At 45.9% G+C, this 15,280-nt stretch carries 12 protein-coding genes; 8 read left to right on the forward strand and 4 right to left on the reverse strand.

What is annotated here, in order from left to right:
- Positions 1-120 precede the first annotated feature (120 nt).
- From AC1DYT_RS07545 to AC1DYT_RS07555, 3 genes are all read right to left on the reverse strand, one after another.
- A complete protein-coding gene (locus AC1DYT_RS07545; protein ID WP_477469021.1) occupies positions 121-444 on the reverse strand; it encodes an ArsR/SmtB family transcription factor in 324 nt (107 codons plus the stop codon).
- Positions 425-877, reverse strand: coding sequence for an SRPBCC family protein (locus tag AC1DYT_RS07550; protein WP_477469022.1), 453 nt, complete (start codon positions 875-877; stop codon positions 425-427). The genes AC1DYT_RS07545 and AC1DYT_RS07550 overlap by 20 nt, the downstream gene beginning before the upstream one ends.
- A 180-nt stretch (positions 878-1,057) precedes the next feature.
- Complete coding sequence (locus AC1DYT_RS07555; RefSeq protein WP_477469023.1) at positions 1,058-2,239, reverse strand: AIR synthase related protein; 1,182 nt, start codon at positions 2,237-2,239, stop codon at positions 1,058-1,060.
- Between the two features lie 67 nt (positions 2,240-2,306).
- Between AC1DYT_RS07555 and AC1DYT_RS07560 the strand changes: the two genes are divergently transcribed.
- Positions 2,307-4,088, forward strand: a complete 1,782-nt coding sequence (locus AC1DYT_RS07560; RefSeq protein WP_477469024.1) for a chloride channel protein — start codon at positions 2,307-2,309, stop codon at positions 4,086-4,088.
- A 96-nt stretch (positions 4,089-4,184) separates the two neighbouring features.
- A complete protein-coding gene (locus tag AC1DYT_RS07565; protein ID WP_477469025.1) occupies positions 4,185-4,580 on the forward strand; it encodes a hypothetical protein in 396 nt (131 codons plus the stop codon).
- A 213-nt stretch (positions 4,581-4,793) separates the two neighbouring features.
- On the opposite strand, the gene AC1DYT_RS07570 is transcribed toward AC1DYT_RS07565, so the two are convergent.
- Positions 4,794-6,968, reverse strand: a complete 2,175-nt coding sequence (locus tag AC1DYT_RS07570) for a glutamine synthetase III family protein (RefSeq protein WP_477469026.1) — start codon at positions 6,966-6,968, stop codon at positions 4,794-4,796.
- A 527-nt stretch (positions 6,969-7,495) separates the two neighbouring features.
- Between AC1DYT_RS07570 and AC1DYT_RS07575 the strand changes: the two genes are divergently transcribed.
- The 6 genes from AC1DYT_RS07575 to gloA2 all read left to right on the forward strand — a co-directional run bounded on the left by AC1DYT_RS07575 (position 7,496) and on the right by gloA2 (position 15,091).
- Positions 7,496-9,097, forward strand: a complete 1,602-nt coding sequence (locus AC1DYT_RS07575) for an ammonium transporter (RefSeq protein ID WP_477469027.1) — start codon at positions 7,496-7,498, stop codon at positions 9,095-9,097.
- A 224-nt stretch (positions 9,098-9,321) separates the two neighbouring features.
- Positions 9,322-10,350, forward strand: coding sequence for a porin (locus tag AC1DYT_RS07580; protein WP_477469028.1), 1,029 nt, complete (start codon positions 9,322-9,324; stop codon positions 10,348-10,350).
- Between the two features lie 69 nt (positions 10,351-10,419).
- A complete protein-coding gene (locus AC1DYT_RS07585) occupies positions 10,420-10,995 on the forward strand; it encodes a DUF4468 domain-containing protein (protein ID WP_477461118.1) in 576 nt (191 codons plus the stop codon).
- A gap of 164 nt (positions 10,996-11,159) precedes the next feature.
- A complete protein-coding gene (locus AC1DYT_RS07590) occupies positions 11,160-11,990 on the forward strand; it encodes an energy transducer TonB (RefSeq protein WP_477469029.1) in 831 nt (276 codons plus the stop codon).
- Between the two features lie 483 nt (positions 11,991-12,473).
- On the forward strand, positions 12,474-14,702 hold the full coding sequence (gene purL, locus AC1DYT_RS07595; RefSeq protein ID WP_477469030.1) for a phosphoribosylformylglycinamidine synthase subunit PurL: 2,229 nt from the start codon (positions 12,474-12,476) through the stop codon (positions 14,700-14,702).
- The gene (gene gloA2 / locus AC1DYT_RS07600; RefSeq protein WP_477469031.1) at positions 14,702-15,091 is read left to right on the forward strand and encodes an SMU1112c/YaeR family gloxylase I-like metalloprotein; all 390 of its coding nucleotides are present in this window, start codon (positions 14,702-14,704) and stop codon (positions 15,089-15,091) included. The genes purL and gloA2 overlap by 1 nt, the downstream gene beginning before the upstream one ends.
- The last annotated feature ends 189 nt before the right edge of the window (positions 15,092-15,280 follow it).

A 15,280-nucleotide genomic window follows, 5' to 3' on the forward strand; every position in this document is an offset into this window, starting at 1 on the left:
CCGGGTATTTATCCCGCAAAATAGCAGTAATTATCCATAAAACGCGCTGCATGAATTAAAGCCTAAAGCCACGCAAATTAGCGCGGCTTTAGGCTTTGCCATAGTTGTTTACATGCCTTGTTAATTGGGTAACCTGTTATTTAGCAAAATTTCTAGTTTCTTGAGTTTCGATGCCCAGAATTCGTCGAAGTAGGCAATCCAGGCTTGTATTTCTTCGAACCCGTCTTTTTTAAGGGTGCAATACCTTTCGCGGCCCACGTCCTCTATACTGATAAACCCTGCTCCATGCAATATTTTGATGTGTTTTGATACAGCAGGTCGGCTCATTTCAAAGTTATCGGCCAGGTTGTTGATAGTCATGCTATCATCCATAAGCAGCATCAGCATCTTTCTCCGGCTTGGGTCGCCAATTACCTGGAATACGTCAAGCGTTGCTGTTGTCATGCTGTGCTTCGTTTAAAAGTTTGGCAATTTTATCGAATTTCTCCACCCAGCCATGGTTGAGGCCGTTGTAGAAAGCTTCGTTCTCGGGCTTATGGAAACCGCTATGCTCCAGCGTTACATCGGTGCCTTTATCCGTGGCCTGCAGTTGCCATACCACTACAGAATCGAGCGTGATTACGCCCTCGCCCGGGCCGCTGCCCCACGAGTAGGAGAGCCGCGTAAAGGGGGCCACTTCCAATACCTTGCAATGGAATATGCCATCGAAATCGAGGTTGGCGATAGGCCCCGTGCGGAACTGGAAATCGTGCCCTACTACCGGCTGGAAATTATTCTTCATAAGCCATAATGCCATTAATTCAGATTTGGTGAGGTACTCCCAAACAAGTTCGGGCGGATGCGGGAAGCTGAACTGGTGATTGATGTGTCGTTTCATAATGGGTAACTTTTAAGTTACGTAAATGTATAAGTAACTTTTGGGTTACGCAAATGTTTTTTTAAAAAAATCGTTAGTGGTTTTGTATGTCGCTCAAGTAAACAAAAAGCACCGCGTTTTAGCGATGCTTTACAATGATTGACGCTTGGTCAATTAATATTTATCTGTTATGGTTAGAGGCTATTCGTATTCAAACACGCCAAATTCCGATGTAACGGTAACCCTCTTTTTATCTGCCGCTTCTACACGGCCGATGATCTGCGCAGGCACGCCGAAGCTTTCAGATATGCTGATGATATCGCCGGCTATTTCTTCGGGTACGTAAAGCTCCATACGGTGGCCCATGTTGAACACTTTGTACATCTCCTGCCAGCTGGTGTTGCTTTCTTCCTGTATCAGCTTAAACAGCGGTGGGATAGGGAAGAGGTTGTCCTTGATGATGTGCAGACTATCGATAAAGTGCAGCACTTTGGTTTGTGCGCCGCCGCTGCAATGCACCATGCCGTTTATTTGGCTGCGGTACTTATCTAATATGGTTTTGATGATTGGGGCGTAGGTACGGGTGGCAGAAAGTACCAGTTTACCGGCGGTAACGGTTTCGCCATTGCCTATTTCAATTTGGTCGGTTAGTTTTTTACTGCCCGAGAATACCAGGTCGTAAGGTACTGCCGGGTCGAAGCTTTCGGGGAATTTATTCGCGATGGTTTTATCGAAAACATCGTGACGGGCGGAAGTAAGGCCGTTAGAGCCCATGCCGCCGTTGTATTCTTTCTCGTAAGTAGCTTGCCCGTACGATGCCAGGCCGACTATTACGTCGCCGGGTTGTATGCGGTGGTTAGATATTACATCGGCACGTTTCATGCGGCAGGTAACTGTGCTGTCTACGATGATGGTGCGCACAAGGTCGCCTACATCTGCAGTTTCGCCGCCGGTGCTGTAGATGCCGATGCCGGCATCACGTAATTCCGCCAGTATCTCTTCGGTGCCGTTGATGATGGCCGCTATCACTTCGCCGGGTATCAGGTTTTTGTTGCGCCCAATGGTTGATGAAAGCAGAATATTATCTACAGCGCCCACGCACAGCAAATCGTCCAGGTTCATGATGATGGCATCTTGCGCAATGCCGCGCCAAACAGAAATGTCACCGGTTTCTTTCCAGTAGGTGTATGCCAACGATGATTTGGTGCCCGCGCCATCGGCATGCATAATATTGCAATAGTCGGGGTCGTTAGTTAATATATCCGGTACAATTTTGCAGAATGCTTTAGGGAAAATTCCTTTATCAATATTTTTAATGGCATTATGTACATCATCTTTTGATGCAGATACGCCCCGTTGATCATATCTTTGCGGAGAAATCATGGGCAAATATACTGCTTAATACCCTTTTGCGGGCTAAAATTGTTAATTTGCCACATCTGTCTCTTCTATGTTCAAATCTTTAAGTCATAAACTCAACCGCTTGCGCCTCACGCTTAACGGGCAACGTAATTTTTTAATTTATTGCAGTGTAGCGGTAGGTTTATTTGGCGGATTAGCTGCCGTGGCCCTTAAATTCCTGGTGCATTTGATGGAAGGGCTTAGCCGCAATATATCCTCGCATTTGCCATACCATATTATATATGTGTTTTTGCCCGCGCTGGGCATACTGCTTACTGTGGCCTGGCAGCACCTCATCAACCGCGATAAGATGCAGAAAGGCATAGGCAATATACTGGTCAACATCAAAAAGAACCGCTCCGGCATCAGGTTAAACAACATCTATTCGCATTTGGTAACCAGTTCGCTCACGGTTGGCTTCGGGGGTTCCTCGGGCCTTGAGGCACCTATCGTTTGCACGGGCGCGGCCCTGGGTTCAAACCTGGGCCGGCTTTTTAAGCTGAGCCCCTACGAAAAAACGGTGCTGATAGCCGCCGGTGCTTCCGCCGGTATAGCTGCGGTATTCAATAGCCCAATTGCCGGGGTATTGTTCTCATTGGAGATTCTGATAGGAGAGATAACCATCCCCACATTCATACCCTTGCTCATTGCATCGGCCACCGGCGTAGTGGTATCTAAAATATTGTATTCGGGCCAGCTATTCCATTTGATAACCGATGGTTGGGTAATGACCGCGCTGCCGTTTTACGTGTTGCTGGGCCTGCTATGCGGATGGGTGTCTATTTACATTGCAAAAGTTGGCGGCAAATTGGAGAAAGGCATATTTATGCGCCAGAACCGTTACGTGCGCGCCATAATGGGAGGCCTCATTTTGGGGCTTATGATTATGGTATTCCCGCCGCTTTTTGCAGAAGGGTACCATTACCTGCAGGAGATGCTGAACGGCAATATAGAGGCCCTTAAGGAGGAGACTTTTTTTGGGGCTTCGCTATCGAACCCAATGCTCATGTTGCTATTCATAGCCGGGTTGGTGCTTATGAAGATAGTGGCGGCCGGCATTACTATCGGCTCGGGTGGTAACGGCGGTACATTTGCGCCTACTATGTTCACGGGGGCATTCTTAGGTTTATTGGTGGCATTCGGCATCAACCAAACAGGGCTGATACACTTAAATACGAGCAACTTTATTGCGGCGGGTATGGCTGGTGCTTTAAGCGGCGTATTGCATGCGCCGCTGACGGCGATATTTTTGATTGCCGAGATTACCGGCGGCTACGTGCTTTTTATCCCGCTGATGATCGTATCGGCTATATCCTATATTATCGCGAAGTTGTCAAATCCGCATAATATGTACTGGCACCACCTGGTACACGAAAACAATATCCATCCGGGGCAAGATTATCATATGCTCAATAACATCGTGCTTGATGCCATCATCAATAAAAAGTTTACGGCAATTAATAAGCAGATGCCACTGGCTAACCTGCACCAAATATTGGCCGATACCGATGCTAACATCTTCCCGATACTTACGGCAGAGGGCGAATTGGAAGGCGTAATTTGGATGGACGAGATACGCCGGCACCTTTTCGGCACCGATACAGAATGCGAAACGGTTGAAGATATCATGGTTACCCCGCCTGCATTAATTGAGCACACCGATGCCGTAAGCCACGTGATGGAACTATTCGACAACCTGGAAGTGTGGCAACTGCCGGTGATGAAAGAGGGGCGTTTTATTGGCTTCGTGGGCAAATCGGCCTTGTTGAGCAAATACCGCGCGATAATGATAAAACAGCAACAGGAAGCGGATTTATTTGCTCATAATTAGCAATTATTAAATACAACAGCCTATATTAGGGCATCAATGAAAATAACGTTTAGGATATATTTAGTCCTGCTGATCATATTAAGTTTAATATTGGGCATGCCAAAAACATCCATTGAGCAGGAGATGTCCCTGGCGGTGAATTTTACCAGTTCAACCGCCACTATATGGGAAAGCGTTAAGGTTTTTCTTTTGTTAGAAACACACGTATTGCTCCTGTTTCTGCTCACGATGCGCCAAAATCCAGCCTATCGCTACTTTATCGTTTACTTCCCCATGGCATATCTGCTGGCGTATTTTTCTGTTACCCTTGGCGAGTACCTGGTTGAGCCTGATAAATTCCTTACCATTATCCCATTTGTGCTTTGCTACGGGCTTTGCGTAGTGCAGTACAATTCGGTATTAAAGGCCGATCCAACCTTTGCCCTCGGCCTGCCCGAAAAACCCGAAGACGAATACAAACCACGCGATTTCGACGGCGGCGAGCCGATGTAATCAGATTTCAGATGTGCAGATTTCAGATGTGCAGATTAGTCTCGTTTGCTTGAGCTTTTCAGTCAAATAGCAGTTTCACGTTCTATAGTAACATTTGGTGTACCTAATAAATCGACTTTCACGAATTAAGAATTATCGTCCAATTTTTCTAAAGAATAGGACGAAGCTGAAAATTCGTGAAATTCGATTCAATTAGCGGAAATTCGTGTCTATTTATTTCGTGAACAGCAATTCCCTGAATTTTGGCAACGGCCATAGGGCGTCATCTACCAATTGCTCCAGCTTATCTACATGGAAGCGTATGGTTGCGAAGTAAGTTTTTACTTTTTCATCGTAATCTATAGCGCGCTGGCGTATATCTTCGATCTTATTTGCTTTTTTACGCTCGTCTATCATCTCATCCACATTTAATTTGGTGGCATTTATGTGCTCGGCTATTTTGGCGATGATATCCAGTTGCGCGCTGTAGCTGCTTTCGGGCAGCCCTATTTCTTTAAGGCCCCTTACGCTGTCTACCAGTTTGCTTTGGTAAGCAATAGCCGCCGGAATAATACTATTTATGGCCAGTTCGCCAATTACGCGGGCCTCGATCTGTAGTTTTTTATAGAAACTCTCTAACAGTATCTCGTGGCGGGCAAGTGCTTCGCGGCGGGTGAATACCCCGGTTTCGGCAAATAGTTCTGTGGCTTTGTCCGATAAGAACGCATCCAGTGCTTTGGGCGTGGTTTTAATATTAGCTAATCCGCGTTTTGCAGCTTCCTGTTCCCATTCGTCGCTGTAACCGTTGCCCTCGAAACGTATGCTGCGCGATTCTTTGATATACCTTTTAATAATGGTCATCAATGCTACATCTTTTTTCTCGCCTTTTTTGATGAGCTTATCTACATCTATTTTGAATTTTTTCAGTTGGTCGGCTACGATGAGGTTCAAGATCGTCATCGGGCTGGCCGAGTTTGCCGAGGATCCCACAGCACGCAGCTCGAACTTGTTGCCGGTAAAGGCAAAAGGGGAGGTGCGGTTACGGTCGGTATTGTCGGGCAATATTTGCGGTATTTTAGGGATGCCCTGCCAAAGCGAGTTCTCGTCTTTTATTTTCTTGCTCAGGCGCGAGGTGTCTATCTCATCCAAAACTTCGCTCAACTGGCTGCCCAGGAAAATGGATATGATTGCCGGGGGGGCTTCGTTGGCTCCAAGGCGGTGGTCGTTATTTACCGATGCGATGGATGCACGCAACAAATCGGCGTGATCGTGCACCGCTTTGATGGTGTTGACGAAAAACGTTAAAAACTGCAGGTTGTTCTTGGGTGTTTTACCGGGCGAAAGCAGGTTTTTGCCCGTGTTTGTAATCAGGCTCCAGTTATTGTGCTTACCCGAGCCATTGATACCGGCGTAGGGCTTCTCGTGCAGCAGCACTTTAAAGTTATGGCGCGCGGCAACACGGTCCATAATATCCATTAACAGTTGGTTATGATCTATAGCCAGGTTTATTTCTTCGTAAACAGGTGCGCACTCAAATTGCGATGGCGCAACCTCGTTGTGGCGGGTTTTTAGGGGGATCCCTAACTGTAGGGCCTCGGTCTCCATATCCTGCATAAAGGCATACACCCGGCCAGGTATAGAACCAAAGTAATGATCTTCCAATTGCTGGTTTTTGGCCGACATATGGCCGAATAAGGTGCGGCCGGTGAGGAACAGATCTGGCCGGGCACTAAATAGCGCGGTATCAACCAAAAAATATTCCTGCTCAATACCCAGCGAAGCGTTCACCTTCTCTATGCTTTTATCAAAGTAATGGCAAACATCAACCGCCGCCTTATCCATGGCGCTTAATGCCTTTAATAAAGGTACCTTATAATCTAATGCTTCGCCGGTGTACGATACGAATACCGTAGGGATGCACAGTGTGCGACCGATAACGAAGGCAGGAGAGGAGGGATCCCATGCGGTATAGCCACGCGCCTCGAAAGTGTTGCGCAGTCCACCGCTGGGGAAGCTGGATGCATCAGGCTCCTGTTGGGCAAGTGCATCGCCGCTGAAGCGTTCTATGGCGCTGCCGGTACTGGTCGGCTCAAAAAACGCATCGTGTTTTTCGGCAGTGCTACCGGTTAGTGGCTGAAACCAGTGAGTATAATGGGTGGCGCCTTTGCTCATGGCCCAGGCACGCATGGCCGATGCCACCTGTTCTGCCAGTTCGCGCGGTATGGTTACGCCGTTATCTATAGAATTTGCTATGCCGTTATAAGCTTCAGTAGAAAGATAGTCTTTCATTTTGTGCTTATCGAACACATTCGCGCCAAAATAGTCGGATATTTTGTTGGAGGGTGTTTTTATTTCGGGGATTTCGCGGTTAAGCGCCGTCCGTAGCGCCTGGAATCGAATATTTGGCATAAGTATTACTGATTGGTAACGCCAAAATTAGGAAATCATTTAAAATAATGAGTATAAAGCACATGTATTATCCAACAAAGAGAATTATGTTAAATTAATACTAATCCCGCTTGTAAAACCCTTAAAATGCTTTAAAAAGTACCAATTTCTTAAAATTATGCATGCATAGCATACGTTTTGAATTAATTTATGTTTAAATTTTTGTAAATTTTATAAAAAACTCAAAATAGTGGCCATTGGAAGCGATGTAATTGTAAAATTTATAAATAATGGTTGTTTATTTAGCTTTTTAAAAATAAAAACATGTTTTGTATATGTTAATAATTGAAATTATAACCACTTTTATTGAAAATATTTCATTTGTGATTTGTTTTTATTAAAATTCATTCATATTTTCATAAAAAAATTAAAATCAATACCAATTCTATAGATATTATTATTGATTAGATGTTTAATAAAATGATTCTACGCCCCCATTTGTTAAAAAGACTTTTTTTATCATATCAATCCACTTAATTAAACAACGAATGAAGAGTAATTCTACAAAAATCAGCCTGCTGGACTCGTTCCGGCAGCTGTCCAAGGAAAAATGGCAGCTCGGCGCTACTATTTTTATCGGGAAAATGACCGGGCTGTTCCTGGTTGTGATGGCCATGATGGTTTTGCCGAACTTTTTTGGAACACCTGCGCATGCGGCAGAAACGTACACCGCGCATGAAACAACTACTATGAACGCCATCAACACGATGTGGACACTGGTTGCAGCGTTCCTTGTATTTGGCATGCAGGCAGGCTTTGTTATGCTTGAGGCTGGTTTCGCTCGTAAAAGAGAAACTGTTAACGTACTAATGGAATGTATTTTTGATACCTGCCTTTGCGGCATCTTATTTTACGCTATCGGTTATGCATTCATGTTCGGCCAGGGCAACGGCTTTATTGGCTGGGGCGGTGCCGACGGTAAGAACTGGTTCTTCTTACAAAATATCCCCGATACTTACCTTGCGTATGGTGTACCGGTAATTGCTCACTGGATTTTTCAGTTTGCATTTGCTGATACCTGCTCGACCATTGTATCTGGTGCTATGATAGGCCGCACAAGCTTCCGTGGCGATATCCTTTACTCTATCGGTATTACCGGCTTTATATACCCAATAATTGGCCACTGGGCCTGGGGACCAGATGGATTCCTGGTTACCATGGGTACACCAACCGGTTTCCTGCCATTTTTAGGACAGGGATTCCGCGACTTTGCAGGGTCAACAGTAGTGCATACCATAGGTGGTGTGGCATCTATAGCCGGCGCAATAGTACTAGGGCCTCGTTTGGGCCGCATCTTTGCCCGCGATAATAAAGAAAAAGGCGGCCTACCTGCAGGCCATAACTTATTGGTAGCTGCCGTGGGTGGTTTTATCCTGTGGTTTGGCTGGTACGGTTTTAACCCCGGTTCTACTTTAAATGCAATGGATATGCAAGGTATTGGCCGTATAGCTACCAATACAACTCTTGCTGCCTGCGCGGGCGGTTTTACTGCTATGCTTGCCGCATTGTGGTGGGGCAAAACAAAAGGCAAGTTCGATTTGGCATTTACCGTAAATGGTTTCCTTGCCGGTTTGGTGGCAATTACCTGCCCTTGTTATTGGGTTAGCCCTTTAGGTTCGATTTTATTAGGAGGTGTTGCCGGTTTTATCGTAGTTGGCGGTATCTATTTAGTGGAGTGGTTCCGTATAGATGATCCGGTTGGTGCATTTTCGGTACACGGCTTAAACGGCATCTGGGGCACTTTATCTTTAGGTTTATTTGCGTCGGGCCAGTATGGCTTTACAACACCTACAGGTGCAGATAATACCGCCCCGGTTACAGGTTTGTTTTACGGCGGCGGCTTTAGTGTACTTGAGGCCCAAGCGGTAGGTAGCTTTATCATTACTGCTGCTGTATTCATAATTACCTTTGCCATGATGTTTATCATCAACAAATTACCGCACCCATGGAGACTGCGTGTTGAAGAACATGGCGAACTTGGCACAGGCGGCTTGGATGTGTTCGATCACGGTACCGAAGTTTATCCCGCCGATTTAGAAGATGTTAGCTTAAGCGACCTTATGGACAAGGGCGTGAAACAGCCTGCCTAAGGTTTGTGATGATTTGAAATATTACCCTTGTGCGGTTGGCTAAAGCAGGAATGCTGCCCGCCACACGCCAACTGCGCAAGGGTTTATATATAGCTTGGAGAAATTTAGTGAAAGGCATTTATTGAACTAGGCAAATTAGCTCAAAACGTGAAAATTACGCACAAAAGATATTTAAGAACAACAACAACAATTAACAAAAACAATTAAATTTTAATTCCTTATCCATGAAAAGAAAACTTTTACTCTTATCATTTTTTGCAGCAGCAGCAGCTACTTTTACCGCGAAGGCACAGGATGCGCCTAAAGTAGATCCGCCGTTGGTTATTTTCGGTTCGGTAGACACCTACTACAAAAACGATTTCTCTGGCTTTAAATCACAGAGCGGCAGTTCTAACATCGGTACCAGCTTCGCAAGCGACCAGAATTCGATCTCTATCGGTATGATTGACCTGGGTCTGAAGAAAAAAGTAGGTAAAGCTGCTTTCGTTGGCGAGTTGAGCTTCGGCCCGCGCGGCCAGGCACAATCAATCCCTAACGGTGCAAGCGGCGATTCTTACCACATTCAAAACTTATACGTATCATACGATTTGAGCGATAAGTTTACCGTTACAGGTGGTTACATGGCTACGTTTGTAGGTTACGAAGTTATCTCCCCGGTAGGTAACTTTAACTACTCAACTTCGTACCTGTTCACCAACGGCCCGTTCCAGAATGCAGGTTTGAAAGGTACCTACACCTTCTCAGACAAAGCTAGCTTTATGGCTGGTGTTTTCAATGATGGCTGGAACAACTATTCATCTACCAAAGATGTGTCTACTTTTGGCGCACAGTTGTTCCTGAGCCCTGCAAAAGGCTGGACAGCTTACTTCAACTTAGTTAGTGGCAAAACGTCAGGTACCGAATTTGATATCACCACTGCATACCAAATTACCGATGCATTCAAATTAGGTTTAAACGCAGCTGATTTCAACGCGCCAAATAGCCCGGGTGGTTTCCAGGGTATCGCTTTATATCCGCAGATTGCGGCAAGCTCAAGCGTAACTTTCGGCTTAAGAGGCGAATACTTCAAATGGAAAGACGGTGGCCCGAGTGTTAAAGCGTTCACTTTAACATCTAACATCAAAGCAGGCCCTTTAACTATCATTCCTGAGTTGAGGCTTGATAGCGCTAACGACGAGGTTTTTGTAAACAGCGACATGCTTGGCACAAAAAAAGCGTCTCAGTTTGTGTTAGCAGCTGTTTACGCTTTCTAATAAACACATCGTTTAAATTATTTCCGGTAAGCCATCCATATTTGTTTATGGATGGCTTATCTTTATTATATGAAAAAATTATTTCTTTGCATCGCCTGCATCCTGGCAATCAATACCGCCCGCGCACAAAAAGACCTGCTCCAGTCCGACGAAAACAACAAATACGTGTACTATCAGGTGGTAGACAAAAAAGACTTTACCGCCGATACGCTGTTTAACCGTGCCCTTGCATTCATGAAAAGCCAGGAAATAAAAGCCAGCGGCAAGGCATCTGCCGGTAGCATAACAGCCAAAGATAAAACGGTGCTTTACACCAATTCGCTGGTGAGCAAAAAGGAAGGAGGCGAGGTTACTTATACTTTTACCATCGACGTAAAAGATCAAAAATATCGCTTTAAGCTCAGCGATTTTGTATTTAAGCCTTACAAGATAAACCGCTACGGCAATATGGCTACGCAATCGGGTATAGAGTTTCCGCTGGAAAAGATCTGGACCAAATACAGCGAAAAAGATACCGATTTATACCTTGACCAGGTTGGCGCGTTTTGCAAGGCCACGGCAACCAAGCTTATCAAATACATGGATAGGGTGCCCGTTTTGCGCACAGAAGAGCCCCTGAAGAAGGTTGTTACCGATAAGTGGTAGATTTTGGCCTATATTTATCCAAATATAATTCCCAATAATTAGTGCATCGCAATATAAAATTTGTAATATTGAATATATTCAAATGATTATTTTGTAATAATTCTTTTTTGCACAACATTTTGTATTGCCATAACGTTATATAGAAAAATTTAATTCTAAACGTTATGCTAAACACAAAATTTGATTTGTACAAGAGCGAGTGGCTCGACCTTGTATTCGACGACCGCAACAAAGCCTACGGTGCTTACGACCTTAGGCACCACTATGCAGGCACACTTAATAAAGCGATGGCCATTGCCTTCGCCGTGGTTATCACCGGCGCATTGGTTTTAAACTTTGCGTTTAAAACCGAACCGGCGGAAATTATCGATAAAAAAGTTGATGTTTATATCCCAACTTTAAAAACTCCGCCAGTAAAGCCTGATGTAAAAAAGCCTGATCCTGTGAAACCGTCGGCACCTGCAAAACAGCTTCCGACCGCTGCAACAACCAAGTTCATAACGGTTGTGGTAACCGATAAGCCGGTAACAGAAGATCCACCCAAAATAAAGGAGCTTACAGGCAACGTCGGGCAAACCACAACAGCAGGCCCTGAAGGGCCGCCGCAGATACCTGACGACCCTAAAACCGGAGGTATAGGCACCGCGCCGGCTGGCAACGGCAATGAAATAGTACCCTCCGGCATCGGCCTGGAAGCGAACCCCGAACCTTATGGCGGCATGGCGGCATTCGGCAAGTTTTTGGGTAGGGCCTTGCATTTCCCGGCGCAGGCCCAGGATGCAAATGTATCGGGCAGGGTAATCATGAGCTTCGTGATAGAAAAGAATGGCGAACTATCCAATATAACCGTTGTACGTGGCGCCGGTTATGGATTCGACGAAGAAGCTATGCGTGTACTCAAGCTTGCTAAAGCCTGGAAACCTGGTATCCAGAACGGCCAGCCGGTAAGGGTGAGGTACACCATCCCGATCAATTTCCAACTGCCCGAAGAATAAATAATGAAAGTTAAAAAGGTTGGTTTTGGTTAAAAAGTTAGAAAAGTTTGAAGGGTGATTTGTGAGTGCCGTAGCGGAATTAATTCTGTTGCGGCTTTTTGTTGTTTTGCAATGGCAACAGAATTAATGTTGACGAAGGTCCGCTATTGCGTTAACCCTATTTTATTAAAAAAAACCGGAATTGCGTTAGGGATAGAAACGGAAACCCCGGAATGCAGTCCCCACCTCTATCAGTGGGGACGGAATGAGGAGTTGCAGTGGATAGCCCGGCCCGCAGGGAACGCCATAATTATTTAACAACCGAATGCAAAGTAAAAGTCATTACAAATTTAAGCTTTGTTTAAAATATTTCGTTTATTCCTCCCTAAATCCCCTGTCTCATGCCGCTTTTGCATATCTCACCTCTCAAATCTCAAATCTCATATCTAAATTCCCGCTCTTTTTCCTAATTTTGCGCATCCTTTCAACATAAACAATTAAACATTGGAGAACCAGGAATTAACAACCGTTGAAACCGCCAAAGACCTTGGTCTTTTACCCGAAGAATTTGCCAGAATAAACGAGATAATGGGCCGCGTGCCCAACTTTACCGAGCTTTCGATATTCGCCGTTATGTGGAGCGAGCATTGCTCGTACAAAAACTCCATTACCTGGCTAAAAACATTGCCTAAGGATAGCCCCCGTATGCTGGCTAAAGCAGGTGAAGAAAACGCGGGTTTAGTAGACCTCGGCGACGGCATCGGCTGTGCTTTTAAGATCGAATCTCATAACCACCCTTCGGCGCTGGAACCTTACCAGGGTGCAGCAACAGGCGTGGGCGGCATCAACCGCGATATATTTACTATGGGCGCAAGGCCAATCGCCCAGATGAACTCTTTACGCTTTGGCGACCTTAGCCTCGACAAAACCAAATGGCTGGTAAAAGGTGTAGTAAAAGGCATCAGCCATTACGGTAACGCATTCGGTATTCCTACCGTTGGCGGTGAGTTGTTCTTTGATGAATGTTATAACATCAACCCGCTGGTAAACGCATTCTCTGCAGGTATCGTAAAAGCAGGTGAAACCGTTTCGGCTACGTCTTACGGTGTTGGCAACCCGGTTTACATCGTTGGTTCTGCAACAGGCAAGGATGGTATCCATGGCGCGGCTTTCGCATCGAAAGATATCACCGAAGATTCGGTAAACGATTTGCCGGCGGTGCAGGTAGGCGACCCCTTCCAGGAAAAATTATTGCTGGAAGCTACCTTAGAAGTAATTAAAACAGGTGCCGTTATTGGTATGCAGGATATGGGTGCGGCAGGTATCATCTGCTCCAACTCGGAGATGAGCGCCAAAGGCGAGCACGGCATGATCATCCATCTGGACCGCGTACCTATGCGCCAGGAAAACATGAAACCCTACGAAATATTGCTTTCCGAATCTCAGGAGCGCATGCTTATTGTAGTAGAAAAAGGAAAAGAAGCGCTTGTAGAAGCTGTGTTCGATAAATGGGACCTGAATTGCGCTATAATAGGCGAGGTTACCGATACCCAACGACTGGAATACTTTATGAACGGCGTAAAGGTTGCCGACGTGCCTGCAGATGATTTAGTGCTTGGCGGCGGTGCACCGATATACGAACGCGAATACCGCGAACCGGCTTACTTTGCCGCAAACCAGAAATTTAAGATAGAAGATGTTGCCGAACCTGCGGATTTGGTAGACGTTGCCGAACATTTGATAGCCCACCCGAATATCGCATCGAAACGTTGGGTAACCGACCAGTACGATTCGATGATTGGCACCGCTACCATGACCACCAACCGCCCAAGTGATGCGGCAGTAGTTGCAGTTAAAGAAACCAATAAAGCTATCGTACTTACCTGCGATTGCAACTCGCGCTACGTATATGCCGACCCCCAGAAAGGTACCGCCATTGCCGTTGCCGAAGCTGCCCGTAACATTACCTGTGCAGGTGGCGAGCCGGTTGCCATTACCAATTGCTTAAACTTTGGTAACCCCTACAAACCAGAAGTTTACTGGCAATTTGTGGGTGCGATAAAAGGCATGGGCGAAGCCTGCCGCAAATTCGAAACTCCGGTAACCGGCGGTAACGTGAGCTTCTACAACCAATCGAGCGACGAGGGCCCGGTGTTCCCGACCCCAACCATAGGCATGCTAGGCGTAATGGACGACCAAAGCAACCTGATGACCCTGGACTTTAAGCAACCCGGCGATTTGATTTATTTAATTGGTGAATCTCAAAACGATATTGCTTCTTCACAATATTTGGCTTCTTACCATAAAATAACTGCTGCACCGGCACCATATTTCGATATCGATAAAGAATACGCTATGCATCAGGTGGTTAAAGAGCTCATCAAACACAAAGTGGTGCAGTCTGCGCATGATGTGGCCGATGGCGGTTTATACGTTGCACTGGTAGAATCTTGCTTACCAAACGGATTAGGTTTCGATATAGATAGCGATAACAGCGTCCGCAAAGATGCTTTCCTTTTCGGCGAGGCACAGGGTAGGGTGGTAGTGAGTATCGCACCTGACGACCAGGAACGTTTCATCGAAATGATGGCTACCAGCGAGGTGGAATTCAGCTTGCTGGGCACCGTTAACGGCATCGGCAATACCAATATAGACGAAGAACTGTTTGGTAACATCACCGATATTAAGATGGTACACAGCAACGTTTTACACGTAAGCCTTGGTGAAGCCTAATGCTTAAGCTGAATAAGATACACCATATCGCCATTATCTGTTCGGATTACGAAAAGTCCAGGCACTTCTATACAGAGGTGCTTGGCTTTAATATCGTGCTGGAAACGTATCGCGAGGCAAGGGATTCCTATAAACTTGACCTTGAAGTAGGTGGCCAATACCAGATAGAATTGTTCTCGTTCCCCAACCCGCCCGCAAGGCCATCGCGCCCCGAGGCATCGGGCTTAAGGCACCTGGCTTTTGAGGTGGATAATATCGATGAAGCTGTTTTCCATATCAACGAATACAGTGTTGTCACGGAACCCATCCGTATAGACGAAACTACAGGCAAACGCTTTACTTTCTTCCAGGATCCGGATGGCTTGCCGCTGGAGTTGTACGAGAAGTAATATCGACACAAAATTCACGAATTAAAAAATTAGAGACGCGATATTTCGCGTCTTTTTTGTTTTAGAGGCGAAGGCCATCACCACCACGTCATTGCGAGCGATAGCGTGGCAACCATCGGCAAGTAGGGCCGCAATGCAGGTCACACATGCCTGCCGAGGATTGCCACGTCGCCCCTCACACCAGTCAGC

The sequence above is a fragment of the Mucilaginibacter sp. P1_D10 genome (genome assembly GCF_056406215.1).

Excerpts from the sequence above, each read along its gene's own strand:
- AC1DYT_RS07590 (WP_477469029.1), top strand. The coding sequence starts at position 11,160 with ATGCTAAACACAAAATTTGATTTGTACAAGAGCGAGTGGCTCGACCTT.
- gloA2 (WP_477469031.1), top strand. The coding sequence starts at position 14,702 with ATGCTTAAGCTGAATAAGATACACCATATCGCCATTATCTGTTCGGAT.
- AC1DYT_RS07580 (WP_477469028.1), top strand. The coding sequence starts at position 9,322 with ATGAAAAGAAAACTTTTACTCTTATCATTTTTTGCAGCAGCAGCAGCT.
- AC1DYT_RS07565 (WP_477469025.1), top strand. The coding sequence starts at position 4,185 with ATGCCAAAAACATCCATTGAGCAGGAGATGTCCCTGGCGGTGAATTTT.
- AC1DYT_RS07555 (WP_477469023.1), bottom strand. The coding sequence starts at position 2,239 with ATGATTTCTCCGCAAAGATATGATCAACGGGGCGTATCTGCATCAAAA.
- AC1DYT_RS07550 (WP_477469022.1), bottom strand. The coding sequence starts at position 877 with ATGAAACGACACATCAATCACCAGTTCAGCTTCCCGCATCCGCCCGAA.
- AC1DYT_RS07560 (WP_477469024.1), top strand. The coding sequence starts at position 2,307 with ATGTTCAAATCTTTAAGTCATAAACTCAACCGCTTGCGCCTCACGCTT.
- AC1DYT_RS07585 (WP_477461118.1), top strand. The coding sequence starts at position 10,420 with ATGAAAAAATTATTTCTTTGCATCGCCTGCATCCTGGCAATCAATACC.
- AC1DYT_RS07575 (WP_477469027.1), top strand. The coding sequence starts at position 7,496 with ATGAAGAGTAATTCTACAAAAATCAGCCTGCTGGACTCGTTCCGGCAG.
- AC1DYT_RS07570 (WP_477469026.1), bottom strand. The coding sequence starts at position 6,968 with ATGCCAAATATTCGATTCCAGGCGCTACGGACGGCGCTTAACCGCGAA.
- AC1DYT_RS07545 (WP_477469021.1), bottom strand. The coding sequence starts at position 444 with ATGACAACAGCAACGCTTGACGTATTCCAGGTAATTGGCGACCCAAGC.